27 protein-coding genes and 1 tRNA gene are annotated in these 26,691 nt (G+C 42.9%); 1 reads left to right on the plus strand and 27 read right to left on the minus strand.

Going from position 1 to position 26,691, the window contains the following annotated elements; translation table 11 throughout:
* Nucleotides 1–18: 18 nt before the first annotated feature.
* Genes hpt through B5D59_RS17590 form a run of 3 tightly spaced genes read right to left on the minus strand, consistent with a single transcriptional unit; the run spans nucleotide 19 to nucleotide 4,421 of the window.
* Nucleotides 19–561 carry a hypoxanthine phosphoribosyltransferase gene (gene hpt / locus B5D59_RS17580; protein ID WP_009499443.1) on the minus strand — a complete coding sequence of 181 codons (543 nt, stop codon included), beginning with the start codon at nucleotides 559–561 and terminating at the stop codon, nucleotides 19–21.
* A gap of 18 nt (nucleotides 562–579) precedes the next feature.
* Nucleotides 580–1,989 (minus strand): tRNA lysidine(34) synthetase TilS, encoded by a 1,410-nt coding sequence (gene tilS, locus B5D59_RS17585; RefSeq protein ID WP_078818827.1) that lies wholly within the window; start codon nucleotides 1,987–1,989, stop codon nucleotides 580–582.
* Between the two features lie 20 nt (nucleotides 1,990–2,009).
* Nucleotides 2,010–4,421, minus strand: coding sequence for a SpoIIE family protein phosphatase (locus tag B5D59_RS17590; RefSeq protein WP_078818828.1), 2,412 nt, complete (start codon nucleotides 4,419–4,421; stop codon nucleotides 2,010–2,012).
* A 213-nt stretch (nucleotides 4,422–4,634) separates the two neighbouring features.
* Between B5D59_RS17590 and B5D59_RS17595 the strand changes: the two genes are divergently transcribed.
* Nucleotides 4,635–4,708 (plus strand) — tRNA-Met (locus B5D59_RS17595).
* Between the two features lie 136 nt (nucleotides 4,709–4,844).
* On the opposite strand, the gene B5D59_RS17600 is transcribed toward B5D59_RS17595, so the two are convergent.
* From B5D59_RS17600 to rnmV, 24 genes are all read right to left on the minus strand, one after another.
* Nucleotides 4,845–5,267 (minus strand): S1 domain-containing RNA-binding protein, encoded by a 423-nt coding sequence (locus tag B5D59_RS17600; RefSeq protein WP_009499440.1) that lies wholly within the window; start codon nucleotides 5,265–5,267, stop codon nucleotides 4,845–4,847.
* 125 nt (nucleotides 5,268–5,392) lie between these two features.
* Entirely contained in the window at nucleotides 5,393–5,806 is a 414-nt protein-coding gene (locus tag B5D59_RS17605; protein ID WP_078818829.1) for an FtsB family cell division protein, read from the minus strand.
* 32 nt (nucleotides 5,807–5,838) lie between these two features.
* Nucleotides 5,839–6,321: a spore cortex biosynthesis protein YabQ gene (gene yabQ, locus B5D59_RS17610; RefSeq protein ID WP_078818830.1), complete on the minus strand. Its 483-nt coding sequence runs from the start codon at nucleotides 6,319–6,321 to the stop codon at nucleotides 5,839–5,841.
* Nucleotides 6,318–6,614, minus strand: coding sequence for a sporulation protein YabP (gene yabP, locus B5D59_RS17615; protein WP_009499437.1), 297 nt, complete (start codon nucleotides 6,612–6,614; stop codon nucleotides 6,318–6,320). Before yabP ends, yabQ begins: the two co-directional genes overlap by 4 nt.
* Nucleotides 6,615–6,980: 366 nt before the next feature.
* Entirely contained in the window at nucleotides 6,981–7,271 is a 291-nt protein-coding gene (locus tag B5D59_RS17620) for an RNA-binding S4 domain-containing protein (protein WP_078818831.1), read from the minus strand.
* The gene (gene yabN / locus B5D59_RS17625) at nucleotides 7,258–8,727 is read right to left on the minus strand and encodes a bifunctional methyltransferase/pyrophosphohydrolase YabN (protein WP_078818832.1); all 1,470 of its coding nucleotides are present in this window, start codon (nucleotides 8,725–8,727) and stop codon (nucleotides 7,258–7,260) included. Before yabN ends, B5D59_RS17620 begins: the two co-directional genes overlap by 14 nt.
* 5 nt (nucleotides 8,728–8,732) lie before the next feature.
* Nucleotides 8,733–10,325 (minus strand): putative polysaccharide biosynthesis protein, encoded by a 1,593-nt coding sequence (locus tag B5D59_RS17630; protein ID WP_245799564.1) that lies wholly within the window; start codon nucleotides 10,323–10,325, stop codon nucleotides 8,733–8,735.
* 56 nt (nucleotides 10,326–10,381) lie between these two features.
* Nucleotides 10,382–10,975 carry a sporulation membrane protein YtaF gene (gene ytaF / locus B5D59_RS17635; protein WP_078818834.1) on the minus strand — a complete coding sequence of 198 codons (594 nt, stop codon included), beginning with the start codon at nucleotides 10,973–10,975 and terminating at the stop codon, nucleotides 10,382–10,384.
* A 142-nt stretch (nucleotides 10,976–11,117) separates the two neighbouring features.
* Nucleotides 11,118–12,320, minus strand: coding sequence for an NAD(P)-dependent malic enzyme (locus tag B5D59_RS17640; RefSeq protein WP_009499431.1), 1,203 nt, complete (start codon nucleotides 12,318–12,320; stop codon nucleotides 11,118–11,120).
* 638 nt (nucleotides 12,321–12,958) lie between these two features.
* Nucleotides 12,959–13,495, minus strand: coding sequence for a stage V sporulation protein T (gene spoVT / locus B5D59_RS17645; RefSeq protein WP_009499430.1), 537 nt, complete (start codon nucleotides 13,493–13,495; stop codon nucleotides 12,959–12,961).
* Between the two features lie 83 nt (nucleotides 13,496–13,578).
* Nucleotides 13,579–17,112, minus strand: coding sequence for a transcription-repair coupling factor (mfd, locus tag B5D59_RS17650; RefSeq protein ID WP_009499429.1), 3,534 nt, complete (start codon nucleotides 17,110–17,112; stop codon nucleotides 13,579–13,581).
* 117 nt (nucleotides 17,113–17,229) lie between these two features.
* Nucleotides 17,230–17,457, minus strand: coding sequence for an anti-sigma-F factor Fin (locus tag B5D59_RS17655; protein ID WP_009499428.1), 228 nt, complete (start codon nucleotides 17,455–17,457; stop codon nucleotides 17,230–17,232).
* A 53-nt stretch (nucleotides 17,458–17,510) separates the two neighbouring features.
* The gene (gene pth, locus B5D59_RS17660) at nucleotides 17,511–18,074 is read right to left on the minus strand and encodes an aminoacyl-tRNA hydrolase (protein ID WP_078818835.1); all 564 of its coding nucleotides are present in this window, start codon (nucleotides 18,072–18,074) and stop codon (nucleotides 17,511–17,513) included.
* A gap of 82 nt (nucleotides 18,075–18,156) precedes the next feature.
* Nucleotides 18,157–18,786, minus strand: a complete 630-nt coding sequence (locus B5D59_RS17665; protein ID WP_040760054.1) for a 50S ribosomal protein L25/general stress protein Ctc — start codon at nucleotides 18,784–18,786, stop codon at nucleotides 18,157–18,159.
* Between the two features lie 81 nt (nucleotides 18,787–18,867).
* Nucleotides 18,868–19,821: a ribose-phosphate diphosphokinase gene (locus B5D59_RS17670; RefSeq protein ID WP_009499423.1), complete on the minus strand. Its 954-nt coding sequence runs from the start codon at nucleotides 19,819–19,821 to the stop codon at nucleotides 18,868–18,870.
* A 27-nt stretch (nucleotides 19,822–19,848) separates the two neighbouring features.
* Nucleotides 19,849–21,207: a bifunctional UDP-N-acetylglucosamine diphosphorylase/glucosamine-1-phosphate N-acetyltransferase GlmU gene (glmU, locus tag B5D59_RS17675; RefSeq protein ID WP_078818836.1), complete on the minus strand. Its 1,359-nt coding sequence runs from the start codon at nucleotides 21,205–21,207 to the stop codon at nucleotides 19,849–19,851.
* Between the two features lie 314 nt (nucleotides 21,208–21,521).
* Nucleotides 21,522–21,809, minus strand: coding sequence for a septation regulator SpoVG (gene spoVG, locus B5D59_RS17680; protein ID WP_078818837.1), 288 nt, complete (start codon nucleotides 21,807–21,809; stop codon nucleotides 21,522–21,524).
* Nucleotides 21,810–22,087: 278 nt separating this feature from the next.
* Nucleotides 22,088–22,465: a RidA family protein gene (locus tag B5D59_RS17685; RefSeq protein WP_009499417.1), complete on the minus strand. Its 378-nt coding sequence runs from the start codon at nucleotides 22,463–22,465 to the stop codon at nucleotides 22,088–22,090.
* Complete coding sequence (gene purR, locus B5D59_RS17690; protein WP_009499416.1) at nucleotides 22,453–23,295, minus strand: pur operon repressor; 843 nt, start codon at nucleotides 23,293–23,295, stop codon at nucleotides 22,453–22,455. Before purR ends, B5D59_RS17685 begins: the two co-directional genes overlap by 13 nt.
* Before the next feature lie 56 nt (nucleotides 23,296–23,351).
* On the minus strand, nucleotides 23,352–24,218 hold the full coding sequence (gene ispE / locus B5D59_RS17695) for a 4-(cytidine 5'-diphospho)-2-C-methyl-D-erythritol kinase (RefSeq protein WP_078818838.1): 867 nt from the start codon (nucleotides 24,216–24,218) through the stop codon (nucleotides 23,352–23,354).
* Nucleotides 24,219–24,374: 156 nt separating this feature from the next.
* Nucleotides 24,375–24,548, minus strand: a complete 174-nt coding sequence (locus tag B5D59_RS17700) for a small, acid-soluble spore protein, alpha/beta type (RefSeq protein ID WP_009499414.1) — start codon at nucleotides 24,546–24,548, stop codon at nucleotides 24,375–24,377.
* A gap of 236 nt (nucleotides 24,549–24,784) precedes the next feature.
* On the minus strand, nucleotides 24,785–25,051 hold the full coding sequence (gene veg, locus B5D59_RS17705; protein WP_009499413.1) for a biofilm formation stimulator Veg: 267 nt from the start codon (nucleotides 25,049–25,051) through the stop codon (nucleotides 24,785–24,787).
* A 147-nt stretch (nucleotides 25,052–25,198) separates the two neighbouring features.
* Nucleotides 25,199–26,089, minus strand: coding sequence for a 16S rRNA (adenine(1518)-N(6)/adenine(1519)-N(6))-dimethyltransferase RsmA (rsmA, locus tag B5D59_RS17710; protein ID WP_078818839.1), 891 nt, complete (start codon nucleotides 26,087–26,089; stop codon nucleotides 25,199–25,201).
* Nucleotides 26,082–26,648 (minus strand): ribonuclease M5, encoded by a 567-nt coding sequence (gene rnmV / locus B5D59_RS17715; RefSeq protein WP_009499411.1) that lies wholly within the window; start codon nucleotides 26,646–26,648, stop codon nucleotides 26,082–26,084. Before rnmV ends, rsmA begins: the two co-directional genes overlap by 8 nt.
* Nucleotides 26,649–26,691 lie beyond the last annotated feature (43 nt).

Consider the following 26,691-nt stretch of genomic DNA (forward strand, 5'->3'; position numbering starts at 1 on the left):
ACGTTCAGTCAGAAAGCGTTAAAAAGAGTAGATTTCTTTTTTTAACACACCGATATAAGGTAAATTCCGATATTTTTCAGCATAATCCAACCCGTAACCGACAACGAATGCGTCAGGAACATCAAACCCTACGTAATCTGCCTTTAGATCTACTTTACGGCCTGTCGGTTTATCCAACAAAGTTACAATTTTGATGGAGTTGGCTTTTCTATATTTAAAAAGTTCCACTAGATAATTCAATGTTTTTCCGCTGTCGATGATATCTTCTATAATCAAAACGTCGCGGCCTTCCACACTAGTGTTCAAATCTTTGACAATCTTTACCTCACCTGATGAGACTGTCGCATTCCCATAACTAGATACATCCATAAAATCCAATTCAATGTACGTATCAATCCGTTTAATTAAGTCGCTCATAAATGGTAACGCACCCTTTAACACACCAATTGCTAGAGGAAACTTCTCTCGGTATTCTTCTGTTAAAGTTGCTCCAAGTTCTAGGACTTTCTCTTGAAGTTCTTCTTCTGAAATTAAAACTTGCTCGATATCTTGTGCGATCATCGGCTCGTCCCTCCTATTTTATCTACTTTCGCCTTCTCGCGTAATCCATATGTATGACTCGCCTTCCGGTTGATTGCGTGAGAATATCTCACCATATCGAACACCCGGCACCGCACATACGATACCGCTTGCCGTTGTAATAACCGGCTGCTGCTGTCTTTGCGTCATTCCAACTTTTTCATCAATTAATAGCCGCGATACGCGTTTTTCTTGGGACATGCCTTTTAGAAGCAAACGATCGCCAGGTTCCCGAAGACGGACAGTCAACGGCAGCTCAAACTCAGGTAATTGAAAATAACGCACGTCATCTGAAGATAGGAAGTGTTCGGTTGCACACATGTCGGCATGCTGCCAGTAAATCTGAACATTTCCCCACGAATTCCAAGTTCCTTTTTCCAGTACTTTTGAACGAAGAGACGCAGTATTCATATACTTTTTTGTAACTAGCAGTTTATCATATTCTCTAACAAATCGGTAGCCATACGCTAAGTCAAGCGCTATATTTCCAGCCGGGTCCTTAATATGCTGTAACAGTTCTTCCACTAATGCGGAACGCCGCTCAGTTTTATCAATTTCCGGGCTGGGAAGACACCTTAATAGTAGTTGAATCGCACGCTTTTGTAAAGCTTGGGGAATAGCGAGAAAGGCTTGGCGGTTAAAAGAGGGAAGCTGTTCATCTGTATATGTAACAATCGCTTGCCAATGATTATCCGCAAGTTCATTCAATAACGCTTCATCTTCCTGTCGTTGGACAGTTAGCTGAACAGCACCCGACGAAATAGAAGGATTTTCTTCAGTCAAAAATGGCACGACATGATGCCGGATCCGATTGCGCAAATAATCATTCCGCTGATTACTCGGATCCTCTCTAAACGGTAAGCCAAAATTGGCGGCATACTCGTACAATTCTCTCTTTTGCAAGGGAAGGAAAGGACGAACAACATTCCCTTGATGAAATGGACGCTGTATCGGCATGCCGTTCAATGAATGACCTTTTGTTAATTGCATAAGCACAGTTTCCAATTGATCTTCTGCGTGATGTCCTGTTGCCAGAACATCAAATTCATGATGCGCCATAATTGCAGCTAAACATTTATAGCGCTCTTCTCTGCACAACAGCTGTACATTTCCGCCGTTATTTTCCAGTATAGAAGGGATTGGTACTTGCTCAGAGAAGAATGGCAAATGAAATCCTTCGCATAGATCTTTTACCACAAATGCATCTTCTGCAGACTCATCGCCGCGCAGCATATGATCCACATGTGCTGCGCCTACTTCAATTCCAAGCGTTTTTCTATGGGTGGCCAGGAAATGCAGCAGGGCGATGGAATCGACACCTCCTGAACAAGCTACCAATACACGAGAGCCGGGAGGAATCAACGTTTGTCGGTTTATGAAGTTCAACACTTTTTGTCGTAATGTTTTCATGATTCATCTCCCTCCTCCCCCTATCCTACCATTCTTTTTCGAGAAATAATTCGTGATTTATTATTTACTTTAGACCACTTCGGTACGACGTGGTCAATTTTCATCACGAGTATCGTCCGATCATCTTCCACCGACTCAAACGAACGCTCCATTTCCGCCATGACTTGATCTGCAATTGTATGGCAATCCAACTCTTTATACCGTTCAATCGTCCTTTCCATCACTTCCTCCTGAGGTTCTAATGGTAACTCCCCGTTAAATATCCCATCCGTCATCATCACCAAAATATCGCCCGATTTCAATTGTTCATTTTTTGCCTCTATTGAGAAAGACGGCAAGAACCCAAAAGGTACTGTTTTGCTGTCCAAACGTATAAATTCATCCCCCCTCTTAATATAGGTGCTCATTGAACCCGCTTTCCACGACCATAGCCTACCATCCTGTAAATCTATAAGTGCTAAGTCCAATGTAGCGTACATATCATCTAAGCCGTTCAGGGCCATCATATAATGTAAAGTGTGAATGGCTGTCTCAGGATCCATTTTCTGTCCCAAACATTCACGCATGAGACGAATTACTTTTCTGCTCTCATGATACGCGTTGACATCTTGTCCCATCCCGTCAGATAACAATACAGCAGACAATCCATCGTGAATCTTGAAGACTTCATACGCATCTCCCGCTTGGAATGTCCCGCCACCCGCTGTCGTCACAATATCGTAATCCAATGAAAAGCGAACCGCCGAACTGAAGGTTAATTGCACATGAGGGAACGGAAACGGCTGATAAGCAGATTTCGAAATATGGATTGGTTCGTCATACATCTCTTCCAGGACAGGCAAGATCAAGTATTCCCCTACGGTGGTCTCGGTTTCAAAATCAGCCTTTTTCTCCGGAATCGAGATGACTACTTTACAAGCTCCCCTTTCTTCTGACAAAATATCGATTTGGAAAAACTCCACTCCTTGTACTTGTAATCGATTCGCCAACTCCTCCTCTGCCAGTTTATAAGTCGTCAAGTCCTCCTTTACATCTCGCATTACTTTTTCTATATGGGTGCTCATATCCCGTAATTGCAATGCCAGCATTTTTCTTCCATGCTGCAACTGTCCCATTAACAAACGATTCGTCCCATGCTCCTCCAATTCATTGATTAGCCCTTTAAAACGCAAACATTTAAATTTCATCTTCTCTTCTACACGTAATCGCGCTGCTTTCTTCGTTGCGGAATAGGTAGACTCCCACTCGTTTACTAAGGATGAAATTCCATCTTCCTCACTTTCCCAACATTTTTTATAGCGAAAACAAGATTGACAAATAGACGGAACTTGGATCGTGGCAGCAACCTCCTCTTCTGATGAAAATCGATTATTGACGAGCGTCGACATGAAGTGGGCAAATTGCTGGAACTCCTCCAACTGCCCATCTAATTTATCCGCCAGCCATTGCTGACGTTTTTCCGAGATCCCCTCCTGCTTTGGTAAGAACACTTGCCGAACTTGGTTAATCTTCCGTGATGGAATAAAGAAAAATAGAACCGCCGCCACTCCGATCGTCACAAAATGCACTGTATCCAGCGGTAATGTTGCATCGTATAGCAGGAAAAAAAGCGAGACAAATAAACTCCCGGTTACAATCCCTAATTTACCGAACCGCTTTAAACCGCCTGCTAATAAACCCGTCATTCCATATAATGCCATCATTCCTGTAAAGGCTAAATCAGAAACACCTATTATTAACGCGATAATCATACCGACTGTCGTAGCAAACGGAACGCCGCCTACCATAGCGGCCACATAAATTGCCAAGAATAAAAACACACCTGCCACTGAGACGTAGCCGATCTGCAAACCACCCATTCCTGTCGTTGCAAGCGCTCCCACTATACACATTGCACTTACTTGCTCAGGGTTCCATGGTCCATATAATAATCGGTCTATAGAAGGAAAAGCCAATAGCATAAAAACTGTCATAAAAAGAGCGAGCATTGCTTCCAATCCAATCGATAGTTGCACAGCTACCGGTGGATTCCCGCTATACATTACAAGTTGCCAGATGATCTGCGGGATGATCATGCAGCTAGCCACAGCGAGGGGAATTGATTTTTTGACAAATGGCGATTTAATGGCCAAATGAAACAGTAACAATTGCGTCAGGTGGATTACAGCTTGTCCCATCCCCAAAAATGCACTGCCTGCCATCCCTCCAATGAACACGTAGATCATATGCTGCCGATAGCGCATGCTGGCCAATGCCCAAATTGGTAAGAAGAACGGTACCGCCATGTCGAATACTACTGCCTGCGACAGAAAGAACGAGCCGATCAAGAAAAGAATTGCTGTCATAAAATAAACTTTTCGGTTGATCAGCTCTTGCCATGCGACTCTGAACTGCTGGCCAAACGGTCTCTCCATATTGTCAATCATCTTCATTTCCCATACCCCCTATGTTCTCTTACTTGCAACTATACATGGGAGACCCAAGAGATTTTGTCTGTTTGTGACAGAGTATCTAAAAAAGATTTCGACGTAATCCGTATCTTTTTTTCTTTTTTCCAAAGAAATGTTGACACTTCTCGTTTGACCTTGTATGATAAGAGACGTTGTGCTCGAATTACACAATTCCAGCAGTCAACTATTCGTCTTGGCGGCGTAGCTCAGCTGGCTAGAGCGTACGGTTCATACCCGTAAGGTCGTGGGTTCGACCCCCTCCGCCGCTATACATTAAAACCCCCTTGCATTTATTGCAAGGGGGTTTTTTCGTTAAAATTAAAAGCGTATGCTTAACAAAAGTCTGTTAAGCATACGCAATAGGGCAGAACATAAATTTGATTCAAGATTGAAACAGACAGCAAGTTATCCTCTTCTTGCGCCACGGCCACCGCGTTTAGACTCTGTAGCTCTCTTCAAGGTAGATAGACGTTCTTCACTATCCTTCATGAATTTTGCCATCTTCTGTTCAAAATTCTCTGGTCGTTCAAAACTTGGCTTACTGCCTTGTCGAGGTCGCTGAGGACGCTGAGGACGTTGCGGACGTTCCGACTCAGGTTTTGCCTTACGGATGGAAAGGCCGATTTTACCGTCTGCTCCCACATTCATCACTTTAACTTCTACCATATCACCGACTTTTAAATGGTCATTTATATCTTTGACATAATTGTCAGCTACTTCACTAATATGGACTAATCCTGTGGATCCGTTCGGCAATTCAACAAATGCCCCAAAATTTGTGATCCCGGTTACCTTACCCTCTAACTTGCTGCCTACTTCAATTGACATAAAAAAAATGCTCCTCCTTAAGTTTTAAGCGGCCTTTAAAAGTGCCTATCAACCATATTGGCATTTCCTGCAATTTGCAGGCTCCTACTTATATTATAGCCAACAAAAAAAGAGTGTCAATACGACTACTCTTTTCTCGTCTCTTTTTCTGACGATTTCTTCTTGTCAGGAATGGAAAATATAATTTCATTGGACTCCGAAAGGAAGTACTCTTTACGTGCGAGTTTGGCGATATATTCTTCGTCATCCAACTTTGCCAGCTGCTTATTCAATTGTTCTTGTTCTGTTTTCAAATCCTTTAGTGTCGCGATTGCTTCTGTCTTTTCTTGTTCTTTTGCGGCCAGCAACTTCTTTTGACCGGAATACATGTTGAATAAACTGCCAAATACAATACACATTAGAACAGCGAAGACGATTAGGCGATTTCGCAAACGCTTTTTTTGTGCTTGCTTCCAATTTTCTTTTTTCTGCATGGAGCGCACATATTCAGTTTCGATTGATGTGACTTTCCTAGCTGTTGGCTTCTGTGGTTTATTCATGGCGCACACACCTTTCTTCCCCGTATACACTATTATTCTCTATTATATAGTACTCTACCTTTTTTTTGAAGGAATTTCCCGGCGGTCTTAATTAATCGGACGATGGGTGACGTAATAAATGTCAGGATTGAAACGAAAATCCGGATAATTCGTTGAACGATTAATAACAGGAACCTGATCAAATACCAAATAGGCCGGATAATGACAAGTAATAGCAATCTACCGATAAATCGAAATGGGTAATGGAAGATGGCTGCATAGAGCAGCATACCGCTGATTTGTGCGACTGGATCATACATCCGCCAAGCCCCATCCCTTACTAACACCAATATCCAAAAAGCACCTACCCCTATAAATATCCAGACCGCCAATTCAAACCAAAATGCACGTCTTCGAATAAATGAGCTTTTATCGCACGCGGCAATAATGCTTCCGAATAAATCCATGATGACTCCAGCGGCAATACCTGTCCCGATCATCGCTAGTAAACTGAAGAACTGGACGGATAGGCTCATCCGAATAATTTATGGAGAAAATTGCGTGATCCTGTTTCTTCTTCGTCGTATTGCAATGTTGTGACAGAGCCTTCTAGAGTTAGCAACCCCTTGTCCACATCTAAATGTACAATACGCAATTCCTCCCCGCGAATTTGCAGTACCCCTTGCGATGTTCGAACGAGAAATTCCTCCTGATCGAATCGATCAATCGTTTTTACAGAGGTAAGGTCCATTCTCTTACGATTTCGCATGGTTACTACATGGTCTCCTGATGGAATTGTATACGTAGAACTGTCTGTTTGAATTTGCATATGCGTCCCCCTTTTCTAGTGCGTTCCCCATATCTTATGCGGCGGCCTAATAAAACATGACAGGAACTTTTCTTGAGAATGGCTAATCTGCATGCAATGTGCAGATTGTGATCTGTCGATTTCCGTTCCAGAAGGGAGACGCGCCAAAATTCCGTTGGACCGAACCAAAATGCGACCGAAATGCACCAAAACCTTTCTGGAACGAACATTAATCAAACTACAACGAGCCAAAATAAACGTAAAACAAGCCAAACCAGCCGCTAACCGCACATTTCCTAAATACTTTAACTTCCGATGATGAACAACCAGCCTGCTCATACAAAAAGGCAGCCTGCCGCGGCTGCCTTTTCGATCCTTCTTATCTATTCAGTCTTCATCATCCACAAATTCAGGTTCCACTTTTTCAAGGCGCTCTTCGCTGAGAATGGTATACATTGTAGCTGCGTCATCTTTTTTAGTTGAGTCTTTTAATTCATTTACAGTTGCGGTGACGATCTTTTGGCCGAAACGGATAGCCAGTTCATCACCCGGTTTTACATCGGAGGAGGCTTTTGCCACTTTTCCGTTAATGGTTATTCTTCCTTGATCCGCTACTTGTTTCGCCAATGTACGGCGTTTGATAAGGCGGGATACTTTCAAAAATTTATCGAGTCTCATTAGATTCTTCCTTTCGTTTAGCTTCCTGCCAGAATTCCTCAAGTTGGTCTAGAGAGTAGGCGGAGAAGTCTCCATTCCCCTGCTGGACACAATGTTCGACATGAAGGAAGCGAGATTTGAACTTTTCATTGGCATGCCACATCGCTTCTTCTGGGGAGATTTTCAAGAATCTGGCTACGTTGACAATTGTAAATAGCACATCACCAAGTTCATCCAGTTGGCGGTCTTTTTCTCCGTTACGTACTTCCTCCTGAAACTCTTGCCACTCTTCTTGAAACTTTTTAAAGGCGCCTTCTATATTCGGCCAATCAAATCCTACCTTAGCGGCAGACTTCTGATAGTTAAAGGATGTCAGCAACGAAGAAGCATAGCGTGCCTGGTCTTCCAATAGAGAGGTCCGCTGCGGCTTTTCTTGCTCTTTGATTGCTTGCCAATTCGTCAGCACTTCCGCTGTTGTGTCGGCCTCTGCTTGTCCAAATACGTGAGGATGGCGACGAATCATTTTCGCTCCAATTGACTCCAAGACGTCTTCTATAGAGAAATACCCGTTGTCTTCCCCAATTTGCGCATGCAAGAAGACTTGCAGTAAGACATCGCCGAGCTCCTCGATGATTGCCTCGTCGTCTTCATCGTCAATCGCTTGAATCAATTCATACGACTCCTCAATCAAATAACGTTTCAATGTCTCGTGAGTTTGTTCCCGATCCCACGGACAACCGTCTGGTGCACGCAGAGCGGCAATGATTTCACGTAATGAACTCCACTCTTTCAACCGCTGATCGCGTTCAAGTATTGGCGGCACATAGATCGTTGTAAGATTATTCAAGGTCATCGCCCGATCTAGCTCGAACAGCGGCAACGTAGTCAACTTTTCATCAGCCGATCCGGCAGCCGTCACGATTGTCACCAAATGCTCATCGGGATACTTCTCCATCAATGATAGCTTAACATCCGAAGCGACGAACGCATCGTACACTTGCCCTACCAATACATGCTGGTCCATCCGTATATCATCCCGCTTCAAATCTGTCCCGTCGAGCAGTTGGAATCCTTCAATTGGATCAATACGCAAGGCAGTAAAAATCGGATCCAAGAAACTGCTGCCGCCAGCTATATACAATTCAATTTCACCGGCCTGCTCTTTCTCAATTAATAATTGAACGGTTCTTTCCGCCACGAGCGGATGTCCAGGCACCGCATATGTAACCAGCTGTTCCCTGCTCATTTCAAGCAAGTTTTCGACAATCGTCTGATAAACATCTTCAAACGCATCCTTCGCTTCATAGATTGCATCGAAGCTTTCCATTTGCAAGCCTTCCGAACGCAGCTGGCTCACAACAGGATGTTCTTCCGTCCTGATTACCAGACGTTCGGCCTGTTTCAATAATCGATAGGTACCAAGCGACAGTTGATCCAAATCGCCTGCACCTAATCCGATGACTGTTATCTTTCTCACATGCTTCACCTTCTATTTTTAGTTAGCCATAGTTGAACAATTGCCAACCGCTTTCCAAACGGCAGTAAGTACCATTCTCTTTCATTCATTATACGTGATTTCAAGACGACGAACAGAAATATGATCGCCCCGATACAGACAGTCGTCATCGCTGTCAGAGTCGCACCCCATCGTGATGGAAGTCCATCAAACAACCAAAGATCGCATACGAGCATCCAAGGAATAAGAATCACTGCCATCGCACCTGCCGCATTCAAAAGTACAATGTAAAAGCGACTTGATGCCAACGGAATTTTCCAAAACCGCTTGAAGTATATTATCAATAACACAGCGACGACCGCGAACGCGAAAGCACCTGAAACTGCCGCCCCTTCAATGCCATACTGTCGAACCAATGGTGGTGTCGCGGCCAACTTAATCAGCACACCGAGTACCAACAACAAAAGTGGTCCTCGTACTTTACCACTTCCCTGCAAAATAGCCGTCAACGGCAAAATTATCGACAACCACAATATCTGAATGGAGAAAATGATGAGCGCTACGGAGCCTGTCCGTGTTTCAAACAGCATTTCATTGACAAAAGGCAAGACCAGCACCAGTCCAATCGTTGCAGCCCAGCCAAATAAAATGGATGTACGAAACGTTAAACTAATGAACGGCAACGCTCCACGTCCCTGTTGTTTGGATGCATGATGTGCAATCAATGGAACAAGCGCAAGCGCAAGCGTTGACGCCAATAGGATACCCATCTGTGCGAGCGGTTGCCCTCGATCATAGATGCCCTTCATTGTCATTGCTGTCTCACTCGTGAAGCCTGCTTGCATTAATGCATTGTAGACCGTAAAAGAGTCCACCAATTGAAACACCAGTAATATTAATGAACTGGCACTTACGCTAACGCTGATCTTCGTCAAATCCTTAACCACTTTCCACGGTTGCACAGCGACTAAAGGGGCTCGTTTTCTCTGCACAAAGAACCAAGTGAGAATGAAAACCCCTGCCACTTCTCCAGCTATCGCTGCCCACATCGTAATTTCCCCAATTTTGTAAAGCGAAGTTCCCGCTCTCACCGCCAGCCAAGTACCTGCTAACACGATAACAACTCGAAATAACTGCTCAGATACATTGGAAATCGCGACAGGTATCATTTGTCCTTCCGATTGAAAGACACCTTTCAGCACGGCCAAAAATGGCAACACCAATACAATATAGGATCCTGTCTGCAATACGGGCGCCAAAGCTGAATCGCCCATCAGATCCGCAAAAAAAGAAGAACCTGTACGCAGCAATAGAAATATCATTGCCGACAATATGAGTAAATAAGCGAGCGAGACACGCAGAATTCCACGCGACTCACCTGGCCCTTTACTTTCTGCAAGCATTTTTGAAACAGCTACTGCAAATCCCGAGGACGTCCAAACAATAAATATCCCGATAAACGGGTACACTTGCTGATAAATATAAAACCCTTTATCTCCAACTAGATTTTGAAAAGGCACTCGATAAACTGCGCTCAATACTTTGACGATGATGGCGGCAATCGTCAAAATCGAGGCACCTTTCATAAACGACTTCATATTCCACTTTGTCAACGCCATACACGCGCCTCTTTCATTCATTAATGACTTCTAGTATACCATTTTCGCTTGCAATACTAGAATAAGCGCGTAATTGCAATCATTAAAATGATGGCGCCGCTCATGAACGTTCCAAATTGCCCTACTGTCATTCTACCAATGCGAAACTTTGCCAATCTAGCACCTAATACGACACCAACCCATAACGTCAAATAACTTCCAACTGCCGCCGATAGTGCGATGGCAATCGGGGATAACTCCAGCAGACCGGCTCCGATTCCATTGGTCAAGGCGTTTGCCGACAGGGCAACACCTAACAGCAGGGCCTCCCCTATGCTAATATGCGAAGACCCGTCAAAGTCCATTTTCTCCGGCTCCCCCAAAACGCTTGTTTGCCGTTTTTTCTGTTGCCGAAGAGCGATCACCATGATTCGTATCCCAATAATGCTTAAAACTGTAAATGCTACGAGATCAGGAAATTTTCCTGGCAACAATTCCGCCAGCCACGTACCCGACACCATACCGATCAAACTAAACAGTAAACAGATAACAGCAATTAACAAGTTAGAAATAGCAGGGATACGAACTCGCTGCACCCCATAAGAAAGCCCAACTCCGAAATTGTCAATGCTTGATGAAATTGCAAAACCTGCGATAAGTAGCCAAGTCATACCGTTCCTCCCAGCCTATAGGTTTTATCATACTATACGTATAGAAGGATAGCGGCGTGTGTGCGCGGGTCAAAAGTTATACGTACATATTAAAGACCAGTCTTTCTCTTAAATGGAGAAAGACTGGTCGGTATAGTAAGTTTTATCGGGTTGGTAGTACGATTTCTTTAGCAACCGAGACATTTGTGCTCATTGCCGCCTTGCCTACTGCATGTGCCACAATTGGAGCGACTCGGTCATCAAATGGGTCTGGAATAATATAATCTTCGCGTAAATCCTCTTCTTTTATTAAATCTGCAATCGCATAAGTTGCCGCAAGCTTCATCTCTTCATTGATCTCCGTCGCTCTCACATCTAATGCTCCACGGAAGATGCCCGGGAAAGCTAAGACGTTATTGACTTGGTTTGGATAGTCTGAGCGCCCTGTCGCAATAATTCTAACTCCGTATTCTTTAGCTAATTCAGGCTTTATCTCAGGTATTGGGTTTGCTAAACCAAAGACTATCGGCTCAGGGTTCATACAGTCAATCAATTCCTTCGTAAGCAAGTTTGCGACAGAAACTCCTACAAAAACATCCGCACCTTTCATGGCATCTTCCAATGTACCCTCTAGCTTTTCACGATTTGTAATACGGGACATTTCATGCTTTACACTGTTCATGGAGAATTCTCGACCTTCGTAAATAATCCCTTTCGAATCACACATGATAATATTTTCAAAGCCCATACTTAGCAGAAGTTTTGTAATGGCTACGCCTGCTGCACCTGCACCATTTAACACAATTTTAACCTCATTACGTTCCTTACCGACCAATTTTAACGCATTGATTAATCCAGCTCCTACTACAATTGCAGTACCGTGCTGATCATCATGGAAAATTGGAATATTGCATTCTTCGCGTAATCTTTGTTCAATTTCAAAACAGCGGGGAGCAGAGATATCTTCTAAATTGATTGCACCAAATGTTGGGCTCAGCGCTTTTACGATATTGACAATTTCATCTGTATCTTTTGTATCCAGACAAATCGGAAATGAATCAATTCCAGCAAACTGCTTTAGCAATAATGCCTTACCTTCCATGACAGGCAATGCAGCTTCTGGACCGATATCTCCCAGGCCAAGTACAGCAGTTCCATCTGTGATAACCGCCACTAAATTACCTTTAATTGTATATTCATACGCAAGTGAAGGATCTTTAGCTATTTCTACACATGGTTCAGCTACTCCCGGAGAATACGCCAAGCTTAAATCCTCTTTATTTTCCAAAGGCACTTTTGAAATTGTCTCCATTTTTCCATTGTGAATTTTATGCATGTGTAAAGAAGATTTGTATCGCCTATTCATAAAATATCTCTCTCCCTATCCTGTTAAATTGGTGTTGATCTGTGTTGGTAGTGATTATAAGCGTAAACGTAAAGCAAATACAAGGGGGAATATTCTATCAACTCGGAAAGCTTGAAATTGGTAAGCGTTTACAATGCCTTTGTCAAGGGTTTTCTAATGGCTTAAATTTTTTTAAAAAAAGTTTTGACTTTTGCTCTATTTCGTAGTATGTGAAAACCTTCACTTTTGATTTAGCTTATGTGAAATTTTTCACGTATAGGCATGTGAAAAGATTCACTTATACATAAATTCACATGTGAATTTTATCACATGAGTAGTATGTGATAAATTTCACTATTATATAGAAGGAAAAATTTAAAGGAAAATGAAATTCACAATCAATTACGCCTCGGCGTAATTGCGTCCAGATTTTGAATTGTGCTTGCACAATTAACTCCTCTCAAAATCTGAGACATCCGCCGGAGGCTTTATCTTTGTTTAGCGAGCGTTTGAACACCCACTGAACAGGAAATAAAACCACATCCATCTCATCACCTATAGAGGTGAGAGTCTTCTGCTGAATAAAGATAAAAAAACTCACAAGCAACCGGAAAGATGCTGTGAGTTTTCATTAAAGATTTGATACTTTTTGTATTCAATTAACTTTCCATTTGTTTAGCTAAAAAGTTTGCTGCAGTTTCAGCAGCTTTTTGTTCGGCCTCGCCGACAAAATGAACTTTTGACAATAAATATACCGCCCCAATAGCATCACCGTTTGCGATAATGGGTGCAATACAGTATGATTTCACTTGTTCAATTTGGCCTGGTACCCACTCCACTGACTTTTCATGCTTTTCAGTAATGACCGTCCTGTCGTTTAGTATTTCTTCACAAACAGGCGACAGTTGACGATTCATATAATCCTTTTTAGATAGACCTGCGACCGCCAGCATTTCATCCCGGTCACTAATCAAAGCAGGCGTGCCAAGTGTCTCATAAAGTGTTTCTGCATATTCCACTGCAAACTCGCCAAGTTCTGAAATAGGTGAATATTTTTTTAAAATAACTTCTCCTTCTCGATCGGTGAATATCTCTAGAGGGTCTCCTTCACGAATTCGGAGTGTCCTCCTAATTTCTTTGGGGATGACCACTCTTCCTAAGTCATCAATTCTGCGGACAATACCCGTTGCCTTCATGTATAATGCCTCACTTTCTCGAAATGAAATGTATTTCTAGAAGTAGTATGCATCATATATGGTCATTTTATGCAATCTAGGATTTACACGGCATCAGTAGTACGGACTTCCTTTGCCGTCTCTTGCATGGTTTGCACCATTTCTTCAATCATGTCGAATTCAGTAAACTTTTTGGACTTCTTTTCATTTACCGTCACAATAATTTGTCCATTTTCAAGTGTCAAACCGACAGCATGACCAAATTTTAATGAATGTTCCATGAGCTTAGCACCATCCGCACGTGACGTACCTTCCTCAGACAGCCTGATTTCTACAACGTCTTGCACTTTCTTAATAGATTCCACACCTGCAATACGTCCCCACGCCTTCATACGACCGACCCGTAACAACAAATCAGCTTCCAACGGCATATCACCGAAACGGTCAATCATCTCATCAACCAATTCCAAGTAATCCTCATTACTTTCAATCGCCTTCACTCGTTTGTACATTTGAATCTTTTGATAGCCATCCTGTATATAAGTTTCAGGCAAGTAAGCATTGATTGGCAGTGAAATTTCGACGTCCTGCTTCTCTTCTTTTACGATTCCTGTCTGTCGTTCCTCAATCGCTTCCTGCAGTAATTGTGAATAAAGGTCGAAGCCGACGGAATCAATGAAACCGTGCTGTTGTGAACCTAATAAATTCCCTGCTCCCCGGATCGATAGGTCACGCATCGCAATTTTGAAGCCCGAGCCGAGTTCCGTAAATTCTTTGATTGCTTGAAGGCGGTTTTCCGCCACTTCCGTCAGCACTTTATCGCGCTGGTACAACATATAACTATAAGCTACACGATTTGAACGCCCGACACGTCCACGCAATTGGTAGAGCTGCGACAGCCCCATCCGATCGGCATCATGCACGATTAGGGTGTTGACATTAGGTATATCAATACCCGTTTCAATAATGGTCGTCGTGACGAGTACATCATATTCTCCTTCCAGGAAGCTCATGATAACTGCTTCCAGAGCAGCTTCTCCCATTCGCCCATGAGCAGATGCTATACGCGCCTCTGGCACCAACTGACGAATTTCCTCCACTTTCCGATCCATCTCTTCAACCCGGTTATACAAGTAAAACACTTGCCCTCCACGACCCATCTCTCGTTCAATCGCTTCCCGCACTAATCCAGCGTTATGTTCCATGACATATGTTTGAACCGGGAAACGGTTGGAAGGCGGGGTTTCGATGACGGAGAGATCACGAACACCAACCATCGACATATGCAATGTTCGCGGTATCGGTGTAGCCGTCAATGTCAATACGTCTACATTCGTTTTCAGTTGCTTAAGCTTTTCCTTATGCGTCACACCGAAGCGCTGCTCTTCATCGACAACGAGCAATCCTAGATCTTGATATACAACGTCCTTCGAGAGTAAACGATGTGTTCCAACCACAATATCGACTGTGCCGGCTTTCAAGCCTTTAATGGTTTCATCTTGCTGTTTTTTCGTGCGGAAACGGTTAAGCACTGACACAGTTACCGGATAATCGGCGAACCGCTCCTTCATCGTTTCGAAATGCTGTTGAGCCAAAATTGTCGTCGGCACTAAAAATGCCACCTGCTTACCATTTGTGACTGCTTTAAATGCAGCTCGAATGGCGACTTCCGTTTTTCCATAACCAACATCCCCGCATAGCAGCCGATCCATCGGTCGTTCTCTTTCCATGTCTTTTTTGATTTCTTCAATAGATTGCAGTTGGTCTTGCGTTTCTTCGTAAGGAAAAGCATTTTCAAAGGAACGTTGCAGATCATCATCCTCACTGAAGGCAAAACCTTTTTCTGCTTCCCGTTTGGCGTAAAGTTTGATCAAATCGTCTGCAATATCCTGAATTGCTGCTGTAACTTTACGCTTGGTCTTCGTCCATTCTGCGCCGCCAAGCTTATGCAATTTTGGCTCCTTTTCACCTGAAGCCACATATTTTTGGATTAAATCAATTTGGTCGGCAGGTACGAACAGTTTATCATCGCTTCGATAACGAATATCCAAATAATCTTTTTGCAGGCCACCTACTTCTAGTGTCACGACACCGTAGTACTTGCCGATCCCATGATGGACATGAACGATATAATCGCCTGGTTTAATTTCCGAATAGCTTTTAATTCGTTCAGCATTGGTTATTTTAGGCGGGCGCGCTTTCCGTTTTGGCTTCCCTGTAAACATTTCTGCATCCGTAATGACCGCTAGTTTTTGAAATGGCAATTCAAATCCGACGGACAAGTCTCCCTCAATGATTGACAGAGTGCCTTCTTTTGTAGGTTGGCCATTCACCGCAGCTTCTATGTCATATTCTTGTAAAATACCTTGGATCGCATTCATCCGCTCAGTTGAAGCTGCTAGAAGGAATACATTATAGTTTCCTTGTTTCCAACGTTCGATTTCATTTTTCAATAGCGGCATTTGTCCATGGAATTGCTGCATTGGTTTGCACGAGATGGCAATGGACTTTTTAATTGTGAACCCTGGCACCACACGTGTGAATAAAGATAAATAGAGACGCAATTGCTGGATTTTGCCAAGCACGTAATCGTACTTCCAAGATAGCTTTGTATCATGCAGCATTTTACCGTCTTCTAGCATCGCCAACTGAAATTCTTGTTCTTCTGCTTCCAATGTCGCAACGCTCTCTTGTATACGTCCCAATTCATCAAACACGATGAGACCATTCGATGGGAAGTAATCAGTCAGCATAGAATTGGCTTCAGATGAAAAGGAGACATATTTCTTCATCGTATCCGGCACAATGCCATCCTTCATCAGACCGACGTCTTCCATAATCGTCGTCAGTAATTGTTGTTGCAGATCTTCACTTTTAATTTTTGTTAAGCTGTCGCCAAGTGCTTGTTCTACTTTACGTGACACTTGCAGTAGCTCTTCAGGAGTCCAAATAAATTCTGTCGCGGGTAACAACGTAATCTTTTCTAACTTTCCCGTAGAGCGTTGGTCTTCTGCCGAAAATGTACGAATCGAATCTATCGTAGTATCAAATAGCTCAATTCGAACGGGATCTTGTGTAGTCAACGGATAAATATCCAATATGCCGCCACGCAACGCAAATTCACCTGGCGCACTCACCAAGTCGTTACGGATATATCCCATAGAAACGAGCTTTTCCAGCCACGCTTCTATGTCAATCTCTTCGTCTGTCTGCGCAGTGACATAGTGGTTCAACCAGCGTTTCTTTGTAGGTAAAAGCTTTCTAAGGCCCGCGACCGGCGTAATATAGATGCCGCTTCCTATTCGTGCCATATGATCTAATGTCTCAATCCGTCCTGCCCGTAATTCGTAACTGGCAAATGAAAAGTCGGCAGCTACAAGTTCTTCCGCTGTGTATAAATGCACATGCTCATCACCGATCATTTTGACCAAGTCATCATAAGTTCGCTGCGCTTGCAGCATATTCGGCGATACGATCAGAACCGGCCGCTCAAGTGACTGCTGGATTACTTTAAAGAAGACGGCCTTAGAACCACCGGAAAGGCCAGTTATCAACTGCTGGCCTTGGCCAGCCTGCAAGTCATCCAGCAGACCCTGAATCTCTTTTTCTTCTAAAAACAGCTGATCTATTACTCCCAATTAACTAACCCTCTCTATATATCAATTATAACTTCACTCTCAAGTCTAGTTTTCATGTTCGTAGCAGCATGCATTATGCACAAAAAGCTTTGGCTGTAAGCGCCAAAGCATCTGTTACTATTGTAACCATTTCTTAAAGGTGTAATAATCCGGGAACGTCTTTAACGATTGCTCGCAATGTTCACAAATACATCGTACATGTAGCCCGCCATCATGATCGACAGACAGGAACGACTTCTTCTCACCTTCGTCTAATGTCTCAATTTGACTGAGTGTTTCCTTTGCCGCTTCGAATGGAATAGAACCGATTTCCGTATTACAGTGATTGCAAGAATAGCGGATCACGCACTCTTCACCTTCCTTTTTCAAAGTATAGGCAAAGAATCGCAACGTTATGCTTAAGAACCGTTAAATTTATTCATCACTTCAATAAATGGCGTCTTTTGCCATTCCTCACAAGCATCGGCACTTTTTTGGACTGCCTCTTCGATTAAAGGCTGCTCGTCCGCACTGAAAGGAGCCAACACATAATCGGAAACCTTCATTCCGCCTGAAGGACGGTCGACGCCGATACGGATTCGATTAAACTCAGTTGTTCCTAAATGAGCAATCAATGATTTCATTCCGTTATGACCGCCAGCACTTCCTTTTTGACGAAGACGTATTTTTCCTACCGGCAGATCCAAATCATCGTATAGGACGACTATCTCTTCGTCATTTACTTCGAAAAAGTCAGCCAATGGGCGTACACATTCGCCCGACAAGTTCATATACGTCATCGGTTTCAGCAAGATCACTTTACCTTGGACGGTATGTACAGTTGTGTATTGTCCATTGAACTTTTTCTGAAACGCAGGTGCTTGCAAGCGCTTTGCCAACTCATCAATTACTTGGAATCCAATATTATGACGTGTTTTTTCATACGTTTCTCCCGGATTTCCGAGTCCGATTATTAATTTCATTTGCTTCTCTTCCTTTTCTAAACGTTCTCTATATGCATAGAAAAGGAGCGCACGGTACAAACTCGTGCGCCCATTTCGTTATTTATTCGTCTTTTTCATCGCCAATTACTTTGGGTTCCGCACCTTCACCAGAATCAGTTGCTTCGTCCAGTGCTTCCATTTCTGCTTCTGTACGAGGAGCTGATACGAGTACAAGTGTATCTTCATCCTCATTCAAGATCTCATATGCTGCTTTCGCGCGGACATCGCTAACGAGTAGCGTATCCCCAATTTCCAGCTCTGAAACGTCAACATCGATGGATTCTGGAATGTCAGAAGGCTTAACACGGATCGTTACTTCACGGATCGGCTGTTGTAATGTACCGCCTTGTTTTTCACCGGGCGATTCGCCAACCAGATTAATAACAACTTCAACTTCAAGTTCCTCTGTCATATTGATCGATAAAAAGTCAGCGTGTGTAATATTGCCTTTTAACACATCAGATTGATAATCATTTAACACGACATTTACATCTTTGCCGTCTACGTTCAACTTGATTACACCATTTTTCCCTGTCTCGCGAAGCGTATCAATCAAATCACGCTCCTTTACCGCGATTGGCGTGCTTTCTGTTTCGTAACCATAGACTACGGAAGGAATCCACCCGTCATTTCGTAATTGTCTTAGTGTCGTTTTGTCAGGTTCTCTTAAGTTCGACTGCATTGTGTTCATTTGTATAGTCACCTTTCCTTTAAAAAAGTTTTTTCTACCTCTTGAAACATTCAATATCAGACGACATCAGGTAACTTGTCATCAATCAAACAAAGTGCTTACGGACTTCTTCTCAAACACGCGAATAATTGCAGATGCCAATAGTGGTGCAATTGATAGCTGTTTGATTTTTGGAGATTGCTTAGACTCCGGCAATTCGATGGAATTTGTAATAACCAATTCCTTAATCTTGGAGTTGTTTATCCGTTCAATTGCAGGACCGGATAAAACTGGATGTGAACAACAAGCATACACTTCTTTCGCTCCACTTTCAATTAAGGCGCTCGCTGCAATCGTAATTGTTCCAGCCGTATCGATGATATCGTCAATAAGAATAGCTGTTTTGCCCTCAACATTCCCAACAATATTCATCACTTCCGCTACATTCGGACGCGGACGACGTTTATCAATGATCGCGATTGGTGCTTTCATTCGATCCGCCATTTTACGTGCTCTTGTAACACCACCATGGTCAGGTGATACGATGACAAGGTCGTCTAATTCTTGGCTTTGGAAGTATTCAGTCAAGATTGGCTCAGCGATTAAGTGGTCAATCGGAATATCAAAGAAGCCTTGAATCTGAGGTGCATGCAAATCTACAGCGATGACACGGTCAGCACCCGCTTTTTCCAATAAATTCGCTACTAGCTTAGCTGTGATTGGCTCACGTGAGCTAGCCTTACGGTCCTGCCGTGCATAGCCATAATAAGGCATCACTACATTAATCGTACGCGCAGAAGCACGCATCAAGGCATCTAACATAATGAGAAGTTCCATTAAGTTATCGTTGACTGGGTTGGAAGTAGATTGGATGACAAACACTTCACAACCTCGAATGCTTTCGTCGATATTGATTTGGATTTCTCCATCACTAAAACGTTTGACTGAGCATTTACCTAGAGGTAGTCCGACTTGCTCCGCTACTTCTTGTGCTAGTGGTTCATTCGCAGTTAACGAAAAGATTTTCAGTTTGTCGTTCGGATAATGATTTGCCATGATGGCCCTCCTGTTAGTTGGGTAAGATTAGTTTTTTACATATCCTTCTTTATTTTCTTGGCGAACACGCGCAATTGCAAGTGAATTTTCTGGAACATTTTTTGTAATAGTGGATCCAGCAGCTACAATAGCATTTTTTCCTACAGTGACAGGAGCTACTAAATTAGCGTTACAACCAATAAAAGCGTCATCCTGTATCTCTGTCTTATGCTTATTTTTACCGTCATAATTAACGGTAATCGTGCCACAACCCACATTTACATTCTTGCCAATTTCGGCGTCCCCAATATAGCTGAGATGGGATACCTTACTGTCGTCGCCAAGCTGGGATTTCTTCACTTCTACAAAGTTGCCGATCTTCACATGGTTGCCCAATTGAGTTTCCGGACGTAAATGTGCAAACGGACCAACTGCTGTCTGCGAGCCCACTTGGCTATCACGAACGACAGATGAATGAATTGTTGTTTGATCGCCTACTGTACTATTTTGTAAATGACTATTAGGGCCGATCACACAGTTTGAACCAATTTTTGTTGACCCTTCGATCACTACACCTGGCTGGATGACAGTGTCTCGGCCAATTTCTGCGTCAGCACTGATCACAGTCTGCTCCGGATTGATGATCGTTACACCGTTGCGCATATGTTTCTCTGCAATGAGGCGACGCATTTCTTTTTCGGCTTGCGCTAATGCAACACGATCGTTGACGCCCAATGTTTCATGGAAATTTGGCGTCGTGTAAGCCGATATGCGCTGTCCTTCTGATTTCAAAATACCTAATACGTCAGGAAGATAATACTCACCCTGTGCATTGTCGTTATTTACTTTTTTTAATGTTTCAAACAATGCCCGATTATCAAAACAATAAGTTCCTGTATTAATTTCCTTCACGTTACGCTCTTCATCATCAGTATCCTTATGTTCGACGTTTCGCAATACGTCGCCGTTCTCTGCGCGGATGATTCGTCCATAGCCGGTCGGGTCATCTGCGATTGCAGTAAGTATTGTAGCTTTTGCTTCTGTTTGATGATGATGGGCAAGTAACGCTTTCATTGTCTCGCTGCCGATTAACGGTGTGTCTCCGCAAACGACAAGAGTGGTGCCGTCAAGATCGCCAAGAACCGATCCGGCTTGTTGCACAGCATGTGCGGTACCAAGTTGCTCTGCCTGTAACGCATATTCACTTTTGTTTCCTAATGCTTGTTCTACCGTTTCCGCGCCATGACCAACAATGGTGACGATCCGGTCTGAATCTAGATCTCGAATATGGTCAATCACATGCTCTACCATTGGTTTACCGCAGACTGGGTGAAGCACTTTATATAAATCGGACTTCATTCGAGTCCCTTGTCCTGCAGCCAGGACGATAGCATATGTCTTTGTCATCTGCCAGCCCCCATCCTTAATTCATTATTGACTATATCGGAAATGATCGCTTTTTTCAAGCATATCCCCTTGACAATTACATTACTTTCTTTTATCATTAATAATCTTTTGGCAAATTTTATATTCATAGAAAACCACTATGAATTTTTAAGATTGTTATAATAGTAAACGTACTTTATCGACCATCTTTTTACTAACAGGAGTGATTTGGGTATACCCTCGTCTTTTCTTATTGAAACCAAAAGGCCATCTACTCAAATAGATGGCCTTTTGCTTAAAATAGATATGAAAACGCTTTCTTATAACTGGCAAATTTATAGTGCAGCTTCTTCAAGTACCCCCTGTTGTTCTCCTACTTGATGATATGCCGCTAGAATCGCTTCTTGTACTTTTGTTCTTGCGTCCGAGTTAATCGGGTGCGCGACATCACGAAATTCTCCATCCGGCGTACGTTTACTTGGCATTGCTACGAATAATCCGTCATTCCCCTCTATGACCCGGATATCATGGATGACAAACTGATCGTTCAGCGTTATGGAAGCAATTGCTCTCATTCTGCCTTCGGTGTCTACCTTGCGTAATCTTACATCTGTGATCTCCATTTTCCCCACTCCCTTGTTGTCTATTCTTCACAATGTACTTATTCTAGGTCATCTGGTAAAATTCCTCTTTTTACCCAGAATATTTGTGTTGATTCTATAATACTCGTTTTCTCTACAGATTAAAATAGAATTTTTATGAATTTTTTTAATATCTATACAATAAGGTAAATTAGCTGTTCACGTTCAGGGTCCATGCTGATATTCTAGCCCGCTAAGATTAAAATAAGCGGTCCATTGTCCTTTAAGAGACATTACATGGAACCGCCTGCCTACATAAATTATGATTTGCAAATTGCTACTGCTTCAATTTCGACTCGTACGTCTTTTGGCAGACGCGCTACTTCTACTGTAGAACGCGCGGGTTTATGGTCACCAAAGTGTTCTGCGTAAACTTCGTTCAACGCGGCGAATTCGTTCATGTCTTGAATGAACACCGTCGTCTTGATAACTTGTTCCATACTTGTACCTGCTTCTTCTAATATTTTACGAAGATTGACCAGTACTTGATTCGTTTGCTCAACAATTCCGCCTTCTACAAGTTCGCCTGCCGCTGTCAAAGGGATTGCTCCAGACGTATAGACGACACCATTCACCTTTACTGCTTGTGAGTAAGGGCCGATCGCCTGCGGTGCTTGTTCGGTTTTTACATATTCCATGTTTGGTTTCCACCTCTCGTAAAGTAATTTCCTTCTTCTAATTCAATCTTTCTGTGTTTCTCATCTACTGCATGAAGTTTGATCAGCGATAGATAGTCATCCACCAAAACTTCTTCCAGATGTTCAGCTTCGACTAATACCGCTACGCCACCCAGTTCACAATTAAACTCTTCCAAAAGGCTTTTCATACCTTGTATCGTACCGCCGACTTTCATGAAATCATCCGTCAGCAAAACTTTTTGACCGCTTTGCATACTCCTTTTCGACAGAACCATCGTTTGGATCCTTCGAGCAGAACCCGAAACATAATTAATGCTCACCGTGGATCCTTCTGTTACTTTGCTATCACGACGAACAACGATTACAGGGACATTCAGATGGCGCGCAATGGCGTGTGCAATTGGAATTCCCTTCGTGGCAACTGTCATGATCGCATCAATTTCCGCATCGAAAAATGCAGTGGCGATCACTTTGCCAATACGATCAAGAAATTTAGGGTTACCCAATAGGTCTGTCATATACAAATAACCGCCAGGAAGAAGACGATCTGATTTTCTCAGCTCATCCATTAAGGAATGTATCACGTCTTTCCCTTCTTCTTCACTAGCTAAGGGAATATATTTAATACCGCCTGCTGCACCGGAAATGGTCACTAGTCGCCCGGTCCCACTCTCTTCGAAAGTTTCTTTCAGAATACCTAGATCTTCACTGATCGAAGATTTCGCTGCAGCATATCTGTTAGAGAAAAACGTCAAAGAAATGAGTGTGTGCGGATTTTCCAGCAGATGGCGCGTCATATCGACCAGCCTTTCACTTCTTTTCCACTTCATACTACCGACTCCTAAATCCGAATGAATTATAAGTACATTATCATAATTATACGGTATTAATCAACTAAGACACGTTCTCCTAGCATCCGTACTGCATGTACATCTTGACAAAAACCTTTCAATGCATTCACAATCTTAGGCACGCGTGATTCCTGTCTTACTAAGCCAAAAACAGTCGGACCACTGCCACTCATCAATACGGCATCTGCTCCGAAGCGTTCCATTTGCTCCTTAAGCACCACCACTTCATCATGTAATCCCATCGTGACAGGTTCTAGCACGTTTCCTAATGAAGAACACATTTTATTATAGTCACCTTCTTTTAAGGCTTCTATCATTTGCGCAGTTTTCGGGTGTGATACAGTCGATAAATCTAGCTGACCATAAATGTTTCCAGTCGACACGCCGATAGACGGCTTCGCTAAGATTACCCAGCAATTCGGCGGAGGCGATAAATGAGTAATTTTCTCTCCTCGCCCATTTGCAATCGCTGTCCCTCCATAGACACAAAAGGAAACATCCGAACCAATCTCTGCTCCAAGCACTGCCAACTCATCCAACGAGAGGCCCAATTTCCACAAACGATTCAACCCTCGCAAAGTAGCTGCAGCATCCGAACTTCCGCCTGCAAGCCCTGCAGCAATTGGAATATTCTTATCTAACGTTATTTCAACGCCTTCATTTACCCGATATCGTTTTCGCAATAAGTCAGCAGCTTGATAAGCTAAGTTTTTGCGATCATTTGGGACAAAGCGGTGAGACGCTTTAATCGTAATGGAGCGCTCTGATGTAAGTCGAAGCCATATACGATCAGCCAAGTCAACGGTTGTCATGATCATTTCTACCTCATGGAATCCGTCTGGCCGTTTATGCAGCACATCTAAAGTTAAGTTGATTTTCGCAGGTGCCTTTTCGTAAATCATGATAAAAGCTCCCTCCCCACAGCATGTTCTTGCTCATTATATTACCACACAATAGATAGAACATAGGAAGAATAAACGAAAAAAGAACTGCAAGCGTTTTCGCTTTTGCAGTTCCTTTTGTCAGCCTGTTTTGGATTCTCCGGGACATAGGATGGATTATTTTTTCTCCTCCGCTTGCCTGCTTGCCATTTCAATCGCACGTTTCACCATATTGCCCGCATCACGTGATCGAATTCCGCCCCAACCTTCTCGCTGTACAACATCATAAAAGCCAAGGTCTTTTGCGATTTCTTCTTTCAACTGATCTGACATGACGCCTTTTCTCGCCATTCGGTTTTCCTCCTTTTCGGCTGACTACTATAGGATGTGCCGAAATAAAAAAAATACACGTGTTTATTTTATAAATACTCTTTATCCCAGGAGATTAAGGCGCAACAACCCACGTAATGAATGTGCATCATTGACCTCTTACTTTTAGAAAACTGTTTAAAATAATAAAAAAACCTGTACATGAACTACTTGTACAGGTTTGCTAGGAATTAAATTAAAAAAATTGCATCTTGTAATTATTTGATGATAAAGGCAGTTTGATCCGCACCATCAAGAATTGTTATTTCAACCGCTTCGGTCAAAATATCTGCATAGCTGTAAGAAACTCTTTCAAACGCATTGTCATCCTGGTCTAACTCTACTACGAAAACTGCACGATACGTGTCGCGCAAAACTCCGGCATGTTCGATCGTCTTTTTTCGACCGCCATTAGCCTTTAGGTGGAGACGTTTCCCTAAATGAGCATCCAGTGACTTTTTAATGTCTGCTAATGTTTTTGGCATGTTGCTTACACCTCACTAAATACTAGCATAACATTTTTCGGAAGATCTGTCAACCAAATTTTTTATTTTAACAGTGATCCTATGTCTTTGTCAAATGTTTTATGAAAAATTCCCTCATTTTTCACAATAAAATTTGATTGACTTTTGTCATGATTTCGGTGTATGGAAATACGGGTATAAAGCATTCGCAAGCTTGATGAACTCTGGAATTGACAGTGTTTCTCCTCTTCTTCCGGGATCCACTTCAGCAACTTCGAAAGCCTTCTGAATTAGCTCCTTCTTCTCTTTGCCCTCCGGCAGCGAAGACTGTAAGTTATTCCATATTGTCTTACGGCGATGAAGGAATGATCCCTGAGTTACGATAAACAAAAACTCTTCATCCACTACATCAGGGTACGCATTTTCCTTACGTGTTAAACATAAAACTGCTGACTCTACATTCGGTTGCGGAATAAAAACAGTTTTAGGCACGATCATAGACACTTCTGCATCCATATAATATTGCACGGCTATGGATAATGAGCCGTATGCTTTCGTACTCGGGACCGCTGTGATGCGATCGGCCACTTCCTTTTGCATCATGATGACCAACTGTTTAACCCGTGCCTTTTCCATTAGGAATTTCATGATTATTGGAGTCGTTATATAATATGGCAAATTGGCAACAACTACGATGTCTTCGTAGTCGGCAAATTGTTCCTCTATTACTTGATGAAGATCGGCCTTCAGGACATCTTGATGCAGTACCGTGACATTCAGGTACGGAGACATGGTGTCTTCCAACACCGGAAGCAGACGACCATCTATTTCAAACGCCACTACTTTTCCCGCTTGCCGTGCCAAATGCTCTGTCAGCGCACCGATTCCTGGCCCTACTTCAATAACGCCTGTATTTTTTGTTATAGCTGCGTGGGATACGATATTATGCAATACATTCGGGTCTACCAAGAAGTTCTGTCCTAAACTCTTTTTGAATGAAAACCCGTGCTTTTGTAATATTTCCTTCGTCCTCATCGGTGTTGCGATGTCTTTATACATCAGTATTCATTTCCTCCTCATCGAGAACTTTTATTGCCTCTTCTAGCTGATCCTGAGATATTCGGAACATCTCCAAACGCTTTTTCAAACCTTTCCCGTTGACCTGTCCAATCTGCAGTAACTCACTCAGCCGGTCACGACGTTTTCTAGATTCATCGTGACCGATCAGCTTGGCATCCAGCAGCCGCGCCATAGGGATCTCCTCTATTGTATGCACACTTACCGTGTAAACAGAAGCCAAGGCATGACGAATCGACTCATCACTTGCATGTTCTATACCTAATCCACGGCCATTCTTAGCAATCGTATCTTTTTTTGAAAGAAACGCGTGCTTGACGCCGGGTACTTGTTCTTCAACAATTGCCCGTATGCGTCTGCCAGGAAAGTCTGGATCTGTAAAGACGATGACGCCCCGTGTCTTTTGTGCATGACGAATTCGCTCAATCGTCTGTTCATTGACAGCAGAACCATTCGTTTCAATCGTATCTGCGCCTGTTGCTCTTTTGACTGCGATGGTGTCTGACTTTCCTTCCACCACAACAACTTCTTCTATATTCACAGGATTCCTCTTTTCTTACCATATCATTCTTTCTATTTTACTG

Origin of the sequence: Sporosarcina newyorkensis (genome assembly GCF_900167515.1) — a bacterium.
In the GTDB taxonomy this organism is placed as follows: Bacteria; Bacillota; Bacilli; order Bacillales_A; family Planococcaceae; genus Sporosarcina; species Sporosarcina newyorkensis.